Source organism: Aquabacterium sp. (genome assembly GCF_036279675.1).
Classification (GTDB): Bacteria; Pseudomonadota; Gammaproteobacteria; order Burkholderiales; family Burkholderiaceae_C; genus Aquabacterium.
This window is the reverse complement of sequence record NZ_DASUIS010000031.1, coordinates 20,548-40,251: the sequence shown is the minus strand read 5'-3', so window position 1 is coordinate 40,251 and position 19,704 is coordinate 20,548. Positions and strand designations below refer to the sequence as shown.

16 protein-coding genes, 1 tRNA gene and 1 pseudogene are annotated in these 19,704 nt (G+C 62.5%); 4 read left to right on the top strand and 14 right to left on the bottom strand.

Annotated elements, in window-relative coordinates; all coding sequences use genetic code 11:
- Positions 1-7: 7 nt before the first annotated feature.
- The 4 genes from VFW93_RS03115 to VFW93_RS03100 all read right to left on the bottom strand — a co-directional run bounded on the left by VFW93_RS03115 (position 8) and on the right by VFW93_RS03100 (position 4,741).
- On the bottom strand, positions 8-991 hold the full coding sequence (locus VFW93_RS03115; RefSeq protein WP_329692523.1) for an ABC transporter permease: 984 nt from the start codon (positions 989-991) through the stop codon (positions 8-10).
- Positions 991-3,231: an ABC transporter substrate-binding protein gene (locus VFW93_RS03110; RefSeq protein WP_329692546.1), complete on the bottom strand. Its 2,241-nt coding sequence runs from the start codon at positions 3,229-3,231 to the stop codon at positions 991-993. The genes VFW93_RS03115 and VFW93_RS03110 overlap by 1 nt, the downstream gene beginning before the upstream one ends.
- Before the next feature lie 109 nt (positions 3,232-3,340).
- Complete coding sequence (locus tag VFW93_RS03105) at positions 3,341-4,285, bottom strand: LD-carboxypeptidase (RefSeq protein WP_329692522.1); 945 nt, start codon at positions 4,283-4,285, stop codon at positions 3,341-3,343.
- Positions 4,286-4,321: 36 nt separating this feature from the next.
- Positions 4,322-4,741: a hypothetical protein gene (locus VFW93_RS03100; protein ID WP_329692521.1), complete on the bottom strand. Its 420-nt coding sequence runs from the start codon at positions 4,739-4,741 to the stop codon at positions 4,322-4,324.
- A 351-nt stretch (positions 4,742-5,092) separates the two neighbouring features.
- Between VFW93_RS03100 and VFW93_RS03095 the strand changes: the two genes are divergently transcribed.
- Complete coding sequence (locus tag VFW93_RS03095; RefSeq protein ID WP_329692520.1) at positions 5,093-6,037, top strand: CysB family HTH-type transcriptional regulator; 945 nt, start codon at positions 5,093-5,095, stop codon at positions 6,035-6,037.
- Here the strand turns inward: VFW93_RS03095 and VFW93_RS03090 are convergent, their stop codons facing one another.
- Both VFW93_RS03090 and VFW93_RS03085 read right to left on the bottom strand, forming a co-directional pair.
- Complete coding sequence (locus VFW93_RS03090; protein WP_329692519.1) at positions 6,038-7,099, bottom strand: sulfate ABC transporter substrate-binding protein; 1,062 nt, start codon at positions 7,097-7,099, stop codon at positions 6,038-6,040.
- Between the two features lie 106 nt (positions 7,100-7,205).
- On the bottom strand, positions 7,206-7,355 hold the full coding sequence (locus VFW93_RS03085) for a hypothetical protein (RefSeq protein WP_329692518.1): 150 nt from the start codon (positions 7,353-7,355) through the stop codon (positions 7,206-7,208).
- 167 nt (positions 7,356-7,522) lie between these two features.
- Here VFW93_RS03085 and VFW93_RS03080 point away from each other — a divergent pair, with 167 nt between their 5' ends.
- Both VFW93_RS03080 and VFW93_RS03075 read left to right on the top strand, forming a co-directional pair.
- Entirely contained in the window at positions 7,523-8,581 is a 1,059-nt protein-coding gene (locus VFW93_RS03080) for a M14 family zinc carboxypeptidase (RefSeq protein WP_329692517.1), read from the top strand.
- Positions 8,490-9,236: pseudogene (locus VFW93_RS03075) on the top strand (alpha/beta fold hydrolase); the annotation flags it as partial. The gene VFW93_RS03080 and the pseudogene VFW93_RS03075, both read left to right, overlap by 92 nt.
- Before the next feature lie 22 nt (positions 9,237-9,258).
- On the opposite strand, the gene VFW93_RS03070 reads toward VFW93_RS03075, so the two are convergent.
- Positions 9,259-10,284, bottom strand: a complete 1,026-nt coding sequence (locus tag VFW93_RS03070) for a recombination-associated protein RdgC (protein WP_329692516.1) — start codon at positions 10,282-10,284, stop codon at positions 9,259-9,261.
- A gap of 235 nt (positions 10,285-10,519) precedes the next feature.
- On the opposite strand from VFW93_RS03070, the gene VFW93_RS03065 reads away from it, so the two are divergent.
- Positions 10,520-11,401: an HDOD domain-containing protein gene (locus VFW93_RS03065; protein WP_329692515.1), complete on the top strand. Its 882-nt coding sequence runs from the start codon at positions 10,520-10,522 to the stop codon at positions 11,399-11,401.
- Positions 11,402-11,404: 3 nt separating this feature from the next.
- Here VFW93_RS03065 and VFW93_RS03060 read toward each other — a convergent pair whose 3' ends face one another.
- The 7 genes from VFW93_RS03060 to cysS all read right to left on the bottom strand — a co-directional run bounded on the left by VFW93_RS03060 (position 11,405) and on the right by cysS (position 19,510).
- The gene (locus tag VFW93_RS03060; protein ID WP_329692514.1) at positions 11,405-13,282 is read right to left on the bottom strand and encodes a PAS domain S-box protein; all 1,878 of its coding nucleotides are present in this window, start codon (positions 13,280-13,282) and stop codon (positions 11,405-11,407) included.
- Positions 13,283-13,405: 123 nt separating this feature from the next.
- Positions 13,406-13,498, bottom strand: a tRNA-Ser gene (locus VFW93_RS03055).
- A 79-nt stretch (positions 13,499-13,577) separates the two neighbouring features.
- Complete coding sequence (locus VFW93_RS03050; protein ID WP_329692513.1) at positions 13,578-14,834, bottom strand: aspartate kinase; 1,257 nt, start codon at positions 14,832-14,834, stop codon at positions 13,578-13,580.
- 161 nt (positions 14,835-14,995) lie between these two features.
- Positions 14,996-16,384 carry a tRNA lysidine(34) synthetase TilS gene (tilS, locus tag VFW93_RS03045; protein WP_329692512.1) on the bottom strand — a complete coding sequence of 463 codons (1,389 nt, stop codon included), beginning with the start codon at positions 16,382-16,384 and terminating at the stop codon, positions 14,996-14,998.
- 35 nt (positions 16,385-16,419) lie between these two features.
- Complete coding sequence (locus VFW93_RS03040) at positions 16,420-17,391, bottom strand: acetyl-CoA carboxylase carboxyltransferase subunit alpha (protein ID WP_329692511.1); 972 nt, start codon at positions 17,389-17,391, stop codon at positions 16,420-16,422.
- 31 nt (positions 17,392-17,422) lie between these two features.
- Positions 17,423-18,118 (bottom strand): DNA-3-methyladenine glycosylase, encoded by a 696-nt coding sequence (locus VFW93_RS03035; protein ID WP_329692510.1) that lies wholly within the window; start codon positions 18,116-18,118, stop codon positions 17,423-17,425.
- Positions 18,119-19,510 (bottom strand): cysteine--tRNA ligase, encoded by a 1,392-nt coding sequence (gene cysS, locus VFW93_RS03030; protein WP_329692509.1) that lies wholly within the window; start codon positions 19,508-19,510, stop codon positions 18,119-18,121. It abuts the gene before it with no gap.
- Positions 19,511-19,704: the final 194 nt, after the last annotated feature.

Here is a 19,704-nt window from a genome sequence, read left to right as displayed (position 1 = left end):
GCCCGCCTTATTGCATCCGCACCCGAGGATCGGCCCAGGTATAGGCCACATCGATCAGGATGTTGGAGAGGATGTACAGCACCGAACCCAGGAACACCATCGAGCGAACGATGGCGAAATCCTGGCTGGCGATGGCGTCAATCGTGTAGGCGCCCAGGCCCGGGATGCCGAAGAAGCTCTCGGTCAGCAAGCCGCCCATGAACAGCCCCGGCAGAGAAGCACCCGCGCTCGTGATGATGGGCAGCATGGCGTTGCGCAGCACGTGGCGACTCAGGACCCGGCCCTCAGTCAGCCCCTTGGCCCGCGCCGTACGCACATAGTCCTTGCCGGACTCTTCCAGAAACAGGGTGCGGAAGAAGCGCGCCTGCCCCGCCAGGCTGGCCACCAGCATCAGGCAGATTGGCAACACCAGGAAGCGCACGGCATCCAGCCCGTTGGCATAGCCCGAGATCGGCGCCAGTTTGGCCATGCGCGAAAACATGAACTGCCCCGCGATGATGTAGATCAGGCTGGAGATCGACATCATGAACACGCACAGCACCACGCCCCAGAAATCAATGGGTGTGCCTCTGAACATCACCAGCCACAAGGCAAAGATGACGCTGGCCAGCAGCCCCATCAGGAAAAGCGGCACCGTGAGCTGCAGGCTCACGCCCATGCGCTGGCGGATCTGGTAGCCGATGTCGCCACCGCTGGCGTTGTCCGCCCGGCCAAACTCGAACTTGAACAGGGAAATGGATCTGTCCCAGAACACGGTGTCGGTGAGCTTGCTCGCACCTTCAGCCTGCGGATTGAACAGCATGGGCTTGTCGTAGCCGCGCTCGACCTTCCACTTCTCGATCTGATCTGGCGTGACGCGCTTGCCGCCAATGTTCAGCCGCGCCATGTCATCCGGCGTGTTGACGGTGAAGAACAGCACGAAGGTGATCAGGTTGACCCCGATCAGGATGAGGAAGCCGTAGCCCAGGCGGCGCAGGATGTATTGCAGCATCAGCGGCCCCTGCTCAAGGATGTGGAAGGATCAGCCGGCAAGGCCGTCCGCATGTCGCGCGCCCTCACCATGCGGGCCGCCCACCAGCCCATGCAGGCCAGGATCAACACCAGCAATACCAGCGGCAGGTAGAAAGGCTTGTTCCATTCACGCAGGCTGCGTGCGCGATCGGCCGTGTCCAGCCGGTAGTACTGCGCCTGATCGCGCACCATGATGCTGGGCTTGCCGTTGTGGACCCAGCGGTGATAGGCGCCCGAGGCATAAGGGAAGTAGCCCCAGGACCAGGGCGCATCTTCTTGCAGGATGCGCACCATCTGGTCGATCACGGCCTGCTTGGCGGGGCCGTCATCCATGAAGCGCAGCCTGGCGTAGAGCTTGTCGTATTCGGGGCTCTGGTAGTTGGCGGCATTTTCGCCATCGTGCACGGATTTCGCGCCCGGCCCGTAAAGCAGGAAGAGGAAGTTCTCGGCATCCGGGTAGTCGGCCAGCCAGCCCCAACTGAAGATCTGGTGTTTGCCCCGGCGGACCTTGTCCTGGAACTGGTTGTAGTCGGTGGCACGGATCTCCAGTTGAATGCCGAGCTTGGCAAACTGCTTGGTGGTCCAGTCCAGCGTGGCCTTGGCCTCGGGCGTGGCGGGCGCACCATAGTCGTAGTTGAGCACCAGCGGCTTGCCGGTTCGGGCATCGCGGCCGTCCGGATAGCCTGCTTCAGCCAGGAGCTTCTTCGCGTCCTCGATGGGCCTGCGCACAATCAAACCATTGACCACCTTGTGTGTCACCGGATTGACGCCCTGCAGCGTGCCATGGCGCGAGCCGAACACGCCGCCAGGCAAGGGCCCTTGCGCGACCTCACCCGCCGCCTTGGGGAAGATGCGGTTGTACTCGTCCCAGTCGATGGCAATCGACAGTGCCTGGCGCAGCTTGCGGTTCTTCAGCTTCTGCTCGGGTGTGTCGCCCTGGCCCACCACGGGATCCAGCCAGTTGAAGCCCATGTACTTGCTCGACAGATCCACATTGCGCGACAGCACGATGCCCTTGTCCTGGAACTCCTTGTTGAAGGAGGGCGAATCCTCCATCTGTATCTTGTAGGCGTTCCCGTAGCTCATCTGATCGAACTCGGGAACGTCCAGATAGCCCTGGCGGAACTTGGTGTCCTGCGGCACCGATTCTTTTTCGATGTTGAAAACGATGGTGTCAATGAAGGGCGTGGGCTTGCCGCAATCGGCCAGGCGGCCCTCGGCCTTGTCCTGCGCCGTGCCGTCGCATGGATAGGGCTCACCCCGGTAGTTCGGGTTGCGCTTGAGCACATGACGGCGGTCCTGCACGTACTCGGCCATCATGTACGGCCCGGTACCCACGGGCCAGGTGTTGAGCGACAAGCCGTGATCAGCCATGCCGGGCTGGGCATAGAAGGCATCTGCCTCCCAGGGAATGGCCGCCAGGAAGGTCATGGCCATCCAGTACTTCCACTGGGGGTACTTGCCCATGATGCGGATGCGCAGGGTGTGTTTGTCCACGGCCTCGGCGCCGGCCAGTGGCCACTTGCGGAAATCCAGGAAAGGCTTGTCTCGCACCGACGGCGCCAGGCCTGCACGCAGCTTCTTGTCTTCCGCGCGGATCAACTTGCCGTACTCGGCCAGGCCCACCACGTACTCCGAGAAGGTGCCAAAAACCGGTGCGGCCGTGCGCGTGGTGGCGTGGCGCTTGATGGCATAGACGTAGTCGTCAGCCACCAGCTCGCGGGTGCCCTGCTTCTCGAACTGCCAGGGGCTGCGCTTGTCGCCCACGTCCTGCCTGCTGAGGTGGTGATACAGGTACTGGCCCTGCGCATCCTTGGCGAAGGCAGGATGCGGGGCAAACAGGATGCCGGGCTTGATGTGGATCTCGTAGATGCTCTCGGCGATCTGATCGGCGGGCGCGTCATCCGGCAGCGCGCGGCCTTGCTTGTCCACGTAATGGGGCGCCACCACGGCCTGCGCCGCACGCGGAATCAGGGTATAGGGGCGCTTGAGGTAGTGGTAGGCGTAAAGCGGCTCGTAGATCTGATAGGTGTAGGGCGTCTCGTTGCTGCTGTAGGACGAAGTCGGGTCCAGATAACGGGGCGAACGTTCGTTGAACGCCGTGTACAGCGTGTTCTGCGCAGCGGAGCCGTCCGGATGCGGGCTGTTGTCACAGGCTGCCAGCACGGACAGCAGCAGGCTGGCCAACGCCAGGTGCATCAGGCGCAACACGTGTCTCACGCCGGCGCCCCGGCTGGTACCGGCTTGGAAGCGTTGAGCAAGACTGGTCAGCAAGATGTGCATGGGCACCTATTGTGTCCTGCCTTGGCGCCCACGCAGCCCGGTAGGATCACCACATCACAAAAGCGTCGCGCCCTTGCACCACCAGGTTGACCTGACGGCCCAGCGGCAGCGTCAGCTTGACCGGCACGTGCCCGAAAGGCAGCCCCGTCAGGATGGGCGTCTTGATCTGCGTGCGCAGGTACTGAATGACCGTCTTCAGGTTGTAGCCACGGTCCAGGGGCGATTTGCGGTATTCGGTGAACGCGCCCAGCACGATGGCTTTCTGTTGCTCAAGCACGCCGGTCTGGTGCAATTGCAGCAGCGCCCGCTCGATCCGGTATGGGTGCTCGTTCACATCTTCCAGAAAGAGCACGCCACCCTTGATTTTGGGAAAGTGCGGCGTGCCCAGCAGGGCTTGCACGATGGCCAGGTTGCCCCCCCACAAACGGCCGGACACCTCCAGCCCGTCGTGGCCCGCTTCGGCGCGAAAGCCCACGGCCTCCAGCTCGCCCGTCATCGCCTCGACAAAACAATCCTGGGTGACATCGTCGCCGCCTTCGGGGCTGTCTGCACGGCCAAAGTCGTCGCAGGCCATCGGGCCCGCCCAGAAACCGGCGGTCACGCCCTCCTCCACCTTGGCCGGGCCAGTAGCCTTGTGAGCCAGGGCACCCAATTGCATGGCCGTGACGTCGCTGTAGCCCACCCAAGCGGTGCCGCGCTCCACGCTTTTGGCAATCACGGCCCAGTCCATGCGGTCCAGCAGGCGGCTCAGGCCGTAACCACCGCGTGTGGCCAAGGCCACATCAGGTGCGGTTTGAGCCACACGGTGGATGGCCGCCAGCCTCACCTCGTCGTCTCCAGCAAAGCGCTGGTGCTTGAGCAGGGCCGATTCATCCACCTGGGCATCGAAGCCCAAGGCGGCGAGCCGTCTGGCTGCCTTGCGTACCGGGGCAGCCGTCGGCACGATGCCGGAGGGGCTGAAGATGATCAGGGAGGAGCGGGCATCAGTCATCCCGCTATTCTGACCTGAGTCTCAGCCCTGCCGACCTTACATGGTGCGCCGTTGCGCCTTGGCCAGTGTCTTGACCTGGAAGCTGCCGTCATTGTCGAACAGCCAGGCCTCGATCAGGCCGTTTCGGCGCAGTTCGGCCTTGGCTTCCTCGGTCAACTGAATCGCCGGGGCGCGACGCACTGTCTCCATCGCACGCGCCAGCATCTCCGGCTGCTCGTCATTGGTCCGCAGCACCTCTGCGCGCCAATGGTCTCCGTCATCGAGCTTCACGTTGAGCACGATCACCGCGCGCAACAGCGGCTGCGGGTTGCGGTTGTGAACCAGTTCAGGTGAGCCATGGTAAACAGCATGGGCGAAGTCCTTGCGCACGTCTTCCGGTACACCGGCGATGGCGGGCTTGGTCATGGCCAGCATCAGCCCGGCCACAAAACTGAAACAGAGTGTCTTTGCCTGCATGACGGACTCCAATTGAGTGGAACACCTGCTTCCAGCAACTCATGCCAGCGGCCGTGTGTCCAGAGGAGTCGTCCGATCACATGTGATGGATTTGACGCGGATGCCGGAAATTGCAGATCCGCGCGAGCCGGAACGGCACACCCGAGCCACCGACCGCGAGCACGACGCCGGCAGGCATCGACCATCGACCTGATCGCCTCGTTTCAATTGCTCACACTTGATGGCTCAAGTTTTCCCAACCCGCGCCCAGCCCTGCTTATCCGGTTTCTTCACATGCATATGCGCAAATCATTGTTTTACGCATATTTCGACAGCATCAAAATACGAAATCCGCATGTAGAGAGCAAGCTTATGAACTTTCAGCAACTGAGATCAGTCCGTGAAGCGGTTCGCAGAGGCTTCAACCTGACCGAGGTGGCCCATGCGCTGCACACCTCCCAGCCGGGTGTCAGCCGACAGATCCGGGAGCTGGAAGAGGAATTGGGCATCGACCTGTTCGTCCGCGCAGGCAAGCGCTTGACCGGCTTGACGGAGCCCGGTGCGCAGGTCCTGCCCATCGTCGAGCGCATGCTGGCCGATGCCGAAAACCTGCGCCAGGCTTCTCGCGACTTTTCCGAGCACGGCGTCGGGCCGTTGTCGATCGCCGCGACCCACTCGCAGGCACGCTACGCCCTGCCCTCTGCGGTCAAGGATTTCCGGGAGATGTTCCCGCAGGTCACCCTCAGCCTGCACCAGGGCTCGCCCCACCAGATTGCCAACATGCTCATCAGCGGAGAGGCCGACATCGGCATCGCCACCGAGTCACTGACCCAGTACCCGCAACTGGTCACCTTGCCTTGCTACACGTGGACGCACGCGGTGGTGGTGCCGCCCGGGCATCCTCTGCTGGATGGCGAGCCGCTGACACTGCAACGCCTGTCTCGCTTCCCCCTCATCACGTATGACGAAGGCTACACGGGCCGCTCGCACATCGATGAGGCCTTTGCCCGCGAAGGCATCACACCCTCCATCGTGCTCACCGCCATGGACGCCGACGTGATCAAGACCTATGTGGAACTGGGCATGGGCGTGGGCATCGTCGCGGCCATCGCCTTCGACGAAGAGCGCGACCTGAACCTGCGCGGTATCGGCGCGGGCCACCTGTTTGCCGTCAACATGACGCGCCTGGCGTTCCGCAAGGGCGCCTTCCTGCGCAACTATTTCTACGCTTTCATCGAGACCTTTGCGCCACCTCTGACGCGCAAGGTGGTCGACATGGCCGCCCGTGCCGAGACGGGCGAGCAGTTCGATATCTGATCAGCGCTTGATGTAGATCTGGTCGAAGACGCCACCGTCACTGAAGTGCGTCTTCTGTGCCTTGGTCCAGCCACCAAAGGCCTCATCGATCGTGAACAGGTTGATCCTGGGGAACAGTCTGGCGTACTTGGCGGCTGCAGCAGGGTCGATTGGCCGGTAGTAGTTCTGCCCGGCCAGATCCTGCCCTTCATTTGAGTACAGGTAGTCCAGATAAGCCTGTGCCACCGCGCGCGTGCCGCGCTTGTCCACCACCTTGTCGACCACGGTCACGGGGGGCTCGGCCAGGATGCTCACGGACGGGGCGACGATGTCGAACTTGTCCGGGCCCAGCTCCTTGATGGCCAGCAGCGCCTCGTTCTCCCAGGCCAGCAGGACGTCACCGATCCCGCGCTCCACAAAGGTGGTCGTCGCGCCACGCGCGCCAGAGTCCAGCACCGGCACGTTCTTGTACACCTTGCCCACGAACTCCTGCGCCTTGGCGTCAGAGCCGTATTTCTTCGCGGCATAGCCCCAGGCCGCCAGATAGTTCCAGCGCGCACCACCCGAGGTCTTGGGGTTGGGCGTGATCACCTGCACACCAGGGCGGGCCAGGTCATCCCAGTCCTTGATGCCCTTCGGATTGCCCTTGCGCACCAGGAACACGATGGTGGAGGTGTAGGGCGAGCTGTTGTGCTTGAGGCGCTTTTGCCAGTCGCCAGGCAACAATTTGGCGCGCTGGCTGATTTCGTCGATGTCGTAGGCCAGGGCCAGTGTCACCACATCGGCATCCAGGCCATCGATCACAGAGCGGGCCTGCTTGCCGGAACCACCGTGTGAGGTGCGAACCGTCACGTCGTCGCCGGTCTTGCCTTTCCAGTATTTGGCGAAGGCCTTGTTGTAATCTTGATAAAACTCTCGCGTGGGGTCGTACGACACGTTGAGCAGCGTGACCTCCTTGGCGTGGGCGACCACAGGCGCCAGGGAGGCCACGCCGATTGAAGTCAAAGCGAGGGCCGACAGCGTGAGATTCAGCAGGAACCAACGAGGCGAATGAATGGGGCGGTATGCAGCGGGTTTCTTCATGACTTTATTGCAGACATCAGCATGATTTGATGACTGAATCGTATGAACAAGCCCCCTCCAGCAGAACGAAGCAAATCAATGCTTCATATGCGATAAACGCATGAACTCAGAACTGGCGCAACGCCGTGAGTTGGGAACTCAGGCGAACACGCAACAGGGCCGCGTATTCAACCAGACCACCCAAAGCCGCCAAGGTGATCACCGCGACTTTGAATGCCTGCCTCCCTATAGGGCGGGACATATGGGAGCGATGCATGCGAGTACTCCTGCCAGAAAACGGTCCTGGCTGGCTCGTCAGCTTATGAGGCGCAAATGACACGGCGGTGACAGGCCCCCCGCCGCTTGTCGCACAGCTGACATGTGCCGCACCTACGCTCTCGGGTTTCGCTTCACCACCCACGTCGTCCGACCGACGCCCCCAGCGTGCCCGCATCCGCCCTGCCCGAACTGGAAGAACTACATCGCCTGATTGAATTGGGCGGCACGCATCTGGACGCCCAGACAATGTGCAAGGTCGCGATGGGCTCGCATCAGTTTGACGTGCTGGCCGTCACCATGGGCAGCCGCGATCCGGCTGCGCCCGCCATCGGCTTTTTTGGCGGCGTCCATGGCCTGGAGCGCATCGGCGCCGAAGTCGTGCTGGCCTACCTGGGCAGCCTGGTTCACCGCCTGAAGTGGGACAAGGCGCTGCACGATCTGCTGGGCGACGTCCGACTGGTCTTCATGCCCCTGGTCAACCCCGGCGGCCTCTGGCAAGGAACGCGCGCCAACCCACATGGCGTCGACCTGATGCGCAACGCCCCCATCGACGCCAAGGAAGACGTGCCGTTTCTGATTGGCGGGCAACGTCTGAGTGCGACCCTGCCCTGGTACCGGGGCCCGGAGCGCGCGCCCATGGAAGAAGAGAGCTACGCCCTGTGCCAGGTGGTCGAACAATCATTGTTGACGAGCCCTTTCAGTGCTGCCGTCGATTGCCACTCCGGATTTGGTGTGCAGGACCGCATCTGGTTTCCTTTTGCGCACACCACCGAGCCCCTTGCGCACCTGGCCGAGCTCCACGCCCTGCACCGCATCTTTGACCAGACCCACGCACACCATCGCTATGTGTTCGAGCCGCAAAGCGTGCACTACCTGACACATGGTGATCTGTGGGATCACCTCTACCTGCTGGGCCGAGAGCGGCACCCTCAGCACATCTTCCTGCCCCTCACCCTGGAGATGGGTTCGTGGATCTGGGTGAAGAAGAACCCGCGCCAGCTGTTCAGCCGCCATGGGATCTTCAACCCGCTGATCGCGCACCGACAGCAACGCGTCTTGCGCCGGCACATGGCCTTGCTGGACTTCATGACCCGCGCAGTGGCCAGCCACAGCCGCTGGCAGCCCGACGAGCATGAGCGCGATCTGCACCACCGCCAGGCGCTGGCCCGCTGGTACCCCGAACTGCCCAAGCCCAGGCGATCAGGCCTGGTCAGACCCAAATGAAAGGGCTGTCATGAGCACCTGGATACTGTTGCGAGGCCTGACACGCGAACAAGGGCACTGGGGCGCCTTCGTGCCCTTGCTCCAGCAAGCCTTGCCAGTTGGCGACCTGGTGCTGACGCCTGATCTGCCCGGCAACGGAGAGCTGCATCTGCAGGTGAGCCCGACGCGGGTGGAGACCATGGTCGAGTCCGTCCGGGCCAGTTTGCGGGCGCAGGGGCACCGGCCGCCCTACAGCGTGATCGCCATGTCCCTGGGGGCCATGGTCACCGTCGCGTGGGCGCAGGCCTATCCTGGCGAGTTGACCCGTTGTGCGCTGATCAACACCAGTCTGCGGCCCTTCAGTCCGTTCTGGCATCGCCTGCAAGCGCGCAACTACCCCCTCATCCTGAAGCTGCTGCTGGGGCAGGCAGACGCACAAAGCTGGGAGCGCGCCATCATGGCCATGACCACGCGGCACCCGAACGATCCCGATGACACGATGGCCAGATGGCTTGCGCTGCGCGCCGCCCACCCGGTGAGCACACAAAACGGCCTGCGCCAGTTGTGGGCCGCCACGCGCTACCGAGCGCCACAGCAAAGGCCACCCGTACCGCTGTTGATCCTCAACGGCCTGGGCGACAGGCTGGTCCATCCAGATTGCTCGGCCGAACTGGCGCGGCGCTGGCAGCTACCCTTGCTCAGACATCCCACGGCGGGGCATGATCTCCCGCTGGATGCAGCTCCCTGGGTGGTGGCGCAGATTCTGTCCTGGCTGGCGGCACCGGCGCATCCGACGCAAGTGGCGTCGAACCCAGGCCTATGACCTGCTCGCCGCCGAGCGCCTCCAGCAGATCCGGGATCAACTCGATCAGCTCACCGGTGGCAATCGCGGCATCGGCATCAAAGGCTTCGCCCTTGTCCATCTTGCCGGCAGCCGCCATGGGGCCTTCGAACACCACGTCCAGGAAGGCCACCTTCTTGAGCTGCATGGATTCGGTGAGGATGAAGGACACGCGATCGCGCCAGGTCATGGCCACGCGCGTGGGCACCTTGCCGCTGACAATGTGCTGCTTCACTTCATCGGTATCCAGATCGTGGCGCGCATAACGCACCACCGACTTCATCTCATCCGTGGATTTCAACTCGCATTCGCGATCGATCGTGAACTGATAAGGGGGCTCGCCCGAACCCAGCCAATGTGTCATGGCCACAGCGGGCGACATCTCGGTCTGGATCAAGGACAGCGCCAGCCCCTGGTTGGCATTGATCAGCATGGTGACCACCTCGTCCGCCTTGGACTGGCTGCCGCAGTCGAGCATCAACAGGCGCTGCTTCGGTGCAATCCACACCCGAGTCACCGCCTGCTTGGTGAAAGCCATGGGCAGGAGTTCCAGCAGAGCCTGCTCCTTGAGCTCCTTCATGATCTTCTTGCCTGGCTTGCGGCCGGTGTTCTTCTCCATCTGCTCGGCGATTTCTTCCGTGCGACGCTTGACCACCGAACCCGGCACCACACGCTGCTCGGTCATGAGCTTGAGCAGCATGTGCCCGTCCACCACCTCCACCAGCGGCGCATGGGCCTCGCCACGAGGTTCAACCCAGCCTGACGACTTCTGCTGCGTGGCGCCACAGGCGACAAAACGCTCCTTGTCCAGCACCGCCTCGATTTCGGCTGCGCTGGCAGCCCAATCCGGCCCGATTCGATACACCGTCAGATTCTTGAACACGTTCAACCTTCTACTAACCCACCAAAGCAAACGCCCCTGACCGAGCAGAGGCGTTCTCTTGACGGAAAACGTTACGGCACCCTGGCGCGCGCGCCGTTCCCGAGGCTTCAGTGTAGCGGACTGTCTCGCCTGACTGATTTGTGGCGCGTACAGCAAAAATACCGATATCCATCCGGGTTTTCGGATTCAGATCCCCCACCAGACGGCGATAAAACCCTATCCACAGGGAGTCTTCATGCAAACCAGTATCGAATCTCAGCTTGGGAGCGACAAGCGCAAGACAGCGCCATCCCCCACTCTGCGCGATATGCTCAAGGACATCACCATTCCACCTCGACCCAGCTCCCTGGTCGACCTCAAGCTGGAACTGGAACGTGCCGAGCCGCGCATTGATCGCCTGGTGGCGATCGTCAACTCGGACGTGGCCATGTCGGCCGCACTGCTCAAGCTCGCCAACTCACCCTGGCTGGGCATGAGCCGTCGCATCGGCAACGTCACCGAGGCCTTCAACATCATCGGCTTCAAGCGATGTGAGCACATTCTCACGGAAATCGCCTTGCGCAAGGTGTTGCCGACCGACGGCCCCGCCCTCTTCCGCTTCTGGGACGTGTCCTCCAAGCGCAGCCAGGCCATGGGCATGCTCGCCCGCCGCGTCGGCGTCGATCCTGAAACGGCTCAGACCATGGGCCTGTTCGCCGATGTCGGCATTCCCCTGCTGGCACAACGCTTCACCCAGCCCTCCTACGTCGAAACGCTGGTCGAGGCCAATCGCAGCGAACTGGCTTTCACCCAGGTCGAGCAGGAACGTCACGCCACGGACCACACGGTCATCGGCTCGCTGCTGGCGCGCTCATGGGGCCTCACGCAAGACATCGCCAACGCAGTCAAGCTGCACCACGACTACGACTACCTCAAGGAGGGCGCCACCAGCGTCGTCCATGAACTGATCGCCCTGTGCCTGGTCGTCGAGCACATCATTCAGCGTTTCCAGGGCCTCAATGCCCACGCGGAATGGGCCAAGGGCGGCGAGTTGGCGATGCAGACGCTGGCCATCTCGAAGTCCGACATCGACAGCTGGGCCGACGAACTGCACGAGCGCTTCTCTGGCGACGCCTGACCTTCAGTAGTCACCGCCCTGTGCGATCAACAGCCGCATGGTGGTGCCAGTCGCGTCGCTGCGCAGGATCTGAACTGACCCGCCGTGCAGCTCCATCACCCGGCGCACGATGTACAAACCCAGACCCTTGCGTCGGCCCCCGCCGACCGGCCTGGTCCTGTCGTCTCGCTCGAACAAGCTGGGCCACAGATCAGGGGCAATGCCACCGCCAGCATCGACCACGTCCACCAGCAAGGCCAGGGGTTGATCGCAATCCGACAGGCGGATCACCACCGGTGAACTCTCCGGGCTGAACTTCAAGGCGTTCGACAGCAGGTTGCGCAGGGCCAGGCGCATCAGCCCCACGTCGAGAGAGGCCGTACGGGTCTCGGTACGGCGCTCCATCAGCACACGCCCGACCTGCCTGGGCGCCATATCACCAATCGCCAGATTGACCACCATGTCGATGTCCACGTCCTCGCGTTGAATGGGCCCCTTGGCCATCAGCAGCGACGCCACGGACAGCGTGTTGTCGATACAGGCCTGCACGTCGTGAATGACCTGGCGGGCCCTGGCTGCAGGCGAGGCCATCTGTTCGCTGCGTGCGGGCTCCATTGAACCTGTTGCGGACTGCAAGGCCGCCGACGCATTGTTCAAGGGTTGCCGGACCTCATGGGCCAGTACGTCGAGCAGTTCTTCCCGCTCGCGCAGCAGCTCCTTCACGCGCTGGTTCTCCAGTTCGAGTTGAACGGCCCTGAAACGCGCCTCCTCGCCCTCCTTCAGCTCGGTGATATCCGTCATGAAACCCAGGGACTCACCCGACTGCTCCGACAGCAAGGCGGCGTTGACATCGATCCACAGCACGCGCCCATCCTTGCGGCGCATCCTGCTTTGCGCCCTCGCATACTCGCCCTTCGACCTGTCCGCCAGGATCGCTCGCCCGAAGCTCTGGTGGTCCTCGTCATTGAGGAAAAGCAACCTCGTAGGCTGGTTCACCAGCTCGTGCGGGGCATAGCCAAATATCCGTGTCATGCCCGGGTTGACCCACACGAAACGCCGATCAATAACCTTGACCATGCCGATGAGGTCATTGTTGAGCATCGTGGACTGATCCAGCGTGACTTGCTCCAGCACCTGCCTTGCCTGCTGCAAGGAGGTGATGTCATGCAGCACGGAGCGCGTATGCAGAAACCTGCCGTCGGCATCGCGCACCACCGAAGCATGAACACTGACCCTGCGGCGTTCACCCGTGCGCCCGACCAGATCCACTTCCAGACCTTCGATGGCGCGCCCTGCCAGCACATCCGGGAAATGCCGCTGAAACACCTGACGCCCCTCGTCGGTGAAGAAATCAGTGGGTCCCAGTCGCCCCAGCACCTCTTCCCTGCTCAGCCCCAGCCAGCGCAACTCGGTCTCGTTGATGCGCAAGAAGCGACCACGCGAATCCAGCGTGTGATAGCCGCACGGTGCGTTGTTATAGAGGTCACCCAGTTCGTCGATGGATTGGGCCAATCGCGCTTGCAGGTCCACCTGCTCGGTGACGTCCACAAAGGACGCCACCACACGAGAAGGCTGTGCACAACCATCGTCGAAGATGGGCGATGCGTTGATCTTGATCCAGCGCCGACCGCGATCTGGTGCGTCAACACCCATGATCTGATTGCGCTGAGGCCGCGCGCTGCGCAAGGCGACCATGCTGGGGTGTTCGGCCCCGGGCCAGTCGGCGCCGTCCTCACGAACAGAGCGCCACCGCGCCTCCATGGAGGTTCGCCCCAGCAACTGCTCATATGTCAGGCCGAGAATGGACTGTGCCGCATCGTTGACCTCAATGACCCGACCATCGCGATCCTGAATCACGATGCCCTCTGACATGGCTGACAGAACCACCTGAAGGTCGTTCATCGAATCCCCCAACGCACTGGCCTGCATTCAACACGTGGCCGGGTGCCACTTTACGCTCAAGCTCGCGGTATCGAGACAAAAGAAAAACCCCCAAGCGATTGCTCACTTGGGGGCTTCTTGTTCTGGCGGAGACGAAGGGATTCGAACCCTTGATGCAGGTTTTGCCCACATACTCCCTTAGCAGGGGAGCACCTTCGGCCTCTCGGTCACGTCTCCAGCAACAGCGAGCATTCTAGCCCAGAAATCCGAGCGATCTGCTTGTTGCGTTCAAAACAACGCCGATCAACAACGTCGATCAGGCCTTGGCTTCTTCCAGGCCAAACGCCTTGTGCAGGGCGCGCACGGCCAGTTCCATGTACTTCTCGTCGATGACGACGGAGGTCTTGATTTCACTGGTCGTGATCATCTGGATGTTGATGCTCTCGTCAGACAAGGTCTTGAACATCGTGGCCGCGATGCCAGCATGGCTGCGCATGCCGATGCCCACGATCGACACCTTGCAGATCTTGGGATCGCCCACCACCTTGGCAGCGCCCAGCGAAGGCAGCACCTTGGTTTCGAGCAGTTCCACGGTCTTGGCGAAATCGTTGCGGTGGACGGTGAACGAGAAGTCCGTCTTGCCGTCGTGCGAGACGTTCTGGATGATCACGTCGATGTCGATATTGGCCTCGGCAACCTTGCCCAGGATCTGGTAGGCGATACCAGGGGTGTCGGGCACGCCGACCACGGTGATCTTGGCTTCGTCGCGGTTGAACGCGATGCCCGAAACAACGGCTTGTTCCATTTTTTCGTCTTCCTCAAAACTGATGAGCGTGCCCGACTTGGCTTCTTCAGCCAGATCGATATCCCAGGGCGTGAAGCTGGACAGCACGCGCAGGGGCACACGGTATTTGCCGGCGAATTCCACCGAGCGGATCTGCAGCACCTTGGAGCCCAGCGAGGCCATTTCCAGCATTTCTTCAAAGCTGATGGCGGTCAGGCGACGCGCTTCGGGTACCACGCGAGGGTCGGTCGTGTAGACACCGTCGACGTCGGTGTAGATCAGGCACTCGTCGGCCTTCATGGCAGCAGCGACGGCCACCGCCGAGGTGTCGGAACCACCACGACCCAGCGTGGTGATGTTGCCTTCAGGGTCCACGCCCTGGAAGCCCGTGATCACCACCACCTTGCCGGCAGCCAGATCGGCACGCACGCGGGCGTCGTCGATGCTCTCGATGCGGGCCTTGGTGAAAGCGGAGTCGGTCTTGATCGGCACTTGCCAGCCAGCGTAGCTGACCGACTCCAGGCCTTCGGCCTGCAGCGCAATGGCCAGCAGACCCGAAGACACCTGCTCGCCTGTAGCAGCGATCATGTCGAGTTCGCGAGCGCTGGGGTTCGCGGAGAGTTCTTTGGCCAGGCCCAGCAGACGGTTGGTTTCACCGCTCATGGCCGAAGGAACGACCACGAGTTGATGACCCGCCCGCACCCACTTGGCCACGCGCTTGGCCACGTTACGGATGCGCTCGGTAGAGCCCATCGACGTGCCGCCGTATTTGTGAACGATCAGTGCCATGTCAGATGTTGTTGGAAAGGACCGCACGCCTTAACACAAAGGTACACAAAGGTACGCAGGGGTACACAAAGGGAAGATTCACCAGGAAAGAAGAAATGCGTGCGCGGTCAAACTCTCGATTTTAGCCTCATGGCTGCATCCACGGTCAACCAGGCCGGTATTTAACGAGCGTCAGGCACCCATTCGAGGCCCCACTGGGTGCTCCCGGCAGGCGCCAGACACCTGGCGTCCACGCCCAATCCGGGTACAAACACGAGTCGGTCACCTGACCAGATCAAAGGCCCACTGCGCTGCCATGGCGGGACCCCTGCCGCCTGAAACTGCTTTTTCAGCGACCTGGGCGGCCTGCCAGGCCCGGCCTGGAACTGCTCGCCACCCGTGCGCCCCGTAGCCCGCACCGCCTCGAGCAGCGCAGGCGCCACCCCCCCACGGGAAACGGGCGTCACCCGCAATGTGCCCCTCCAGGCCAACAGGGGCTGCTCCCCCGGCACGTCGATGCGCCATTCGCAGGCCTCGGGCGCAACCGGGCCCGTTACGGGCTGCGCTGCGCCTTGCTCGCGCGAGTTTTCAGGCTGCGCATGGTGCTGATCCAGTGGCAGCAGAACACCTCGGTACAGCGCCAGACCGATGCTGGGCCAGCGCGCAGGCTGCCCGCGGCAAACCAGCCCTGGCACCTCCTGCGCCAGCCGCAGCAACCAGGAGGCAGGCAGAGACTGCCCTTGCCAACCACGGTACCAATGCGCCAACGACACACGCCGTTGGGCGCCGGTCAACTCTGCCCAGCGCGCAGCGTCCAGGCCCGGACTCGCAGCCGCGCCCTTTTCGCCAGGGACGTGTAGCCAGTCCACCAGCCCCTGCGCCCAATCCTCGACACCCTCCAACACGTCCTGCACCCTGTCAGCCGAAGCTGCCAGTGCAGCTTCCGCCTGAGGAAAAGCGGCCTCCAGCGCCTGCCAGACATCCAGCCTCAATCGGTTGCGCGCAAAGCGGTTGTCGCCATTGCTGTCGTCATCGACGAAGGCCAGGCCATGCAAGTCGACATAAGACTCGACCGCCACACGAGGGTGGCGCAACCAGGGGCGAACCCATCGCAGCCCATCGCGCTCGATGTCTGCGGGCATCGCCGCCAGGCCTTTGACGCCAGCCCCCCGCAGCGCCTGCAGCAGCACCGTCTCAGCCTGATCCCGGCGATGATGGGCCAGCAAAATCAGATCTGCGCCAGCAGACCGGGCCATGTCGGCCAAGGCGGCATAGCGCGCCCGCCTTGCTGCTGACTCGACCCCGTCACCTGCATCGAGCGCCACGCTCACCCGCTGCGACAACAAGCGCACAGGCAGGCCTTGCTGCGCCCATTCGGCACAGGTTTGTTCGGCATGCGCCAGCCAGGCATCCGCTTGCGCGCTCAACCCATGGTGCACATGCAGCGCCAGCACCTCCACGCCACCAGACTCACGTGCGGCGCAGGCTGTCGCATGCAACAGGGCGGTGGAATCCCGCCCTGCGCTGTAGGCCACGGCGACGCGATGCGGTTGCAGCTCACTGGCCGACATCACCGTCCTTCACGTGCCGCCGCCACCGCCGGAGCTCAATGCTCCTTGGTGTCGTTGTACCGGCCGTAGCTCTGCAGGCGGTCGTAGCGCGTCTGCAGCAGGTCCTTGACCTTCATGTCGCTGACCTGGCGCAGCGCATCGTTGAGCGCACGCTTGAGGTTCGCACAGGCCTGCTTGTGATCACGATGTGCGCCACCCACCGGCTCGCTGACGATCTTGTCGATCAGGCCCAGCGCCTTCAGGCGATGCGCCGTGATGCCCAGCGCTTCGGCCGCATCAGAGGCCTTGTCTGCCGTCTTCCACAGGATCGACGCGCAACCTTCAGGTGAGATCACCGAGTACACCGAGTACTGCATCATCAGCACCTGGTCGGCCACGCTGATGGCCAGCGCACCGCCAGAACCACCCTCACCGATGATGGTCGTGATGATGGGCACTTCCAGACGCGCCATCTCGAAGATGTTGCGACCGATGGCTTCGGACTGGTTGCGCTCTTCCGCACCGATGCCGGGATAAGCGCCGGGTGTGTCCACGAAGGTGAACACAGGCAGACCGAACTTCTCGGCCGTCTGCATCAGGCGCAGCGCCTTGCGATAGCCCTCGGGGCGGGACATGCCGAAGTTGCGCATGGCGCGCTCCTTGGTGTCACGGCCCTTTTGATGGCCCAGCACCATGCAGGGCTGACCGTTGAAACGCGCCAGCCCACCCACGATGGACAGGTCATCCGAGAAATGGCGATCGCCATGCATTTCCTGAAAGTCCGTGAACAGCTCGTTGACGTAATCCAGCGTGTAAGGGCGCTGAGGATGGCGCGCAATCTGCGTGACCTGCCAGGGGCTCAAGGTCGAATAGATGTCCTTGGTGAGCTGCAGGCTCTTCTTGCTCAGGCGATCGATCTCTTCGGAGATGTCAACAGCCGATTCGCTCTGCACATAACGCAGCTCTTCGATTTTGGATTCCAGCTCGGCAATCGGTTGCTCGAATTCCAGAAAGTGTCTTTTGCTCATGGCGTCGTCCTTTCCTAGACTCCAGGCCTTGTCAGTATTCCACGGGCAGCGGGTCGAGGCTGCGCCACAGGTACCAGGTGCCGACCGTGCGGTACGGCGCCCAGGCTTCAGCGATGTCACGAGCTTCTGCGCGAGACACAGGCTCGCCACTGAAATAGCTCAAGCTGATGCCCTTGATCAGGCCCAGGTCATCCAGCGGCAACACATTGGGCCGCATCAAGTGAAAAATCAGAAACATCTCGGCAGTCCAGCGGCCAATGCCACGGATGTCGATCAGCTCTTCGATGATGGCTTCATCGTCCATCTGCTGCCATTGGCCCACATGCACCTGACCTTCGTCGAAGTGCCTGGCCAGATCGCGCATGTACTCCACCTTGCGGGCAGACAAGCCCACCTGCCGCAGGCTCTCGGGCGATTGCGCCAGCAAGCCCTGCACGGACAGTGGGGCACGCTTGTCGGGCGGCTCCTGCCCGAACAGCATCAGCAGCTTTTCCCAGACGGATTGGGCAGCCTTGACCGAAATCTGCTGCCCGACGATCGAGCGCGCCAGCGTGGTGAACGCATCGCCCCGGCTGTACAGGCGAGCCGAGCCATGATCCGAGATCAATTTGCGCATCACCCGGTCGCGCTTGGCCAGGTGCTTGCAGGCCTCGTCCCAATACGGCGGCGTCACCAGCACGCTGGCGGCGTCACTCGTCGTGGACGGCTTGGCGGAAGACGTACCCATTTAAGCTTTCACCCAGGTCGTGCCTTGCGCGCTGTCCTTCAACTCGATGCCCATCGCGGTCAACTCGTTGCGAATGCGATCAGCCTCCGCGAAGTTGCGCGCCTTCTTGGCCTCGGCACGGGCCACGATCAAAGCCTCGATCGCCTGCGCGTCGACGCCGGATGCATCAGTGCCGCCTTGCAGATAGGCCTTGGGCGACTGTTGCAGCAAGCCCAGCACACCAGCCAGCGCCTTCAACAAGCGAGCCGCCTCGACGGAGCGAGAGCGGTTGACCTCGGCAGCCAGATCGAACAACACCGACACGGCGATCGGCGTATTGAAATCCTCGTCCATCGCGGCCTTGAAACGGGCCGCCGACGGCTCCGCCCAGTCAATCGCGACATCATCGGCCGCGTCCAGCGGCACACCGTCGAGCGCCGTGTAGAGGCGACGCAAGCCATTGCGCGCGTCATCCAGCCCGGCATCGCTGTAATTGAAGGGGCTGCGGTAATGGGTACGAAGCACGAAGAAGCGGATGGTTTCGCCGTCGTAGCTCTTGAGCACATCGCGGATGGTGAAGAAGTTGCCCAGCGACTTGGACATCTTCTCGTTGTCGACGTTCAGGAAGCCGTTGTGCAGCCAGAAGTTGGCCAGGGGCTTTCCGTTGGCGCCTTCGCTTTGCGCTATCTCGTTTTCATGGTGAGGGAACTGCAGATCCAGCCCACCGCCGTGGATGTCGAACTGCTCGCCCAGCAGCGAGCACGACATCGCCGAGCACTCGATGTGCCAGCCAGGGCGGCCCACGCCATAAGGCGACGGGTACTTCGCATCGGCGGGCTCTTCTGCCTTGGCGGACTTCCACAGCACGAAGTCCAGCGGATCCTGCTTGCCATCGTCAACGGCCACGCGCTCGCCAGCACGCAACTGATCCAGCGACTTGCCCGACAACTTGCCGTAACCCTCGAACTTGCGCACCGCATAGTTCACGTCGCCATTGCTGGCACGATAGGCAAGACCCTTGGCTTCCAGCTTGCCGATGAGATCCAGCATCTGACCGACGTATTCGGTCGCGCGTGGCTCATGGGTCGGCGGCTCGATACCCAAGGCTGCGATGTCCTGGTGCATGGCCACGGTCATCTCGTCCGTCAACTGACGAATCGTGATGCCACGCTCCACCGAGCGGCGAATGATCTTGTCGTCGATGTCGGTGATGTTGCGCACATAGGTCACGTCGAAGCCGGAGGCTTTCAACCAGCGCTGCACCACGTCGAAAGACATCATCATGCGGGCGTGGCCCACATGGCAGTAGTCGTAAATGGTCATGCCGCACACATACATGCGGACCTGGCCGGGCGTCATGGGAACAAAAGGCTCGACCTGACGCGACAGGCTATTGAATAGACGCAAACTCATGGGAGACAAAGGGGGGATCTGCGGCGAATGTATTCGAACATGGTTGGCTGGCACCAACACCTGATACAAGACGTTAAGCGACGACGCCGCTCAGATACAATTCGTTGAGTATAGCGGCCTGCTCGCCAGCGAGGGTGACCGACAAGTCACCTCCTGCAGGCAGACTGCTATTCTCTGGAGGTTTGCGTCGAGCT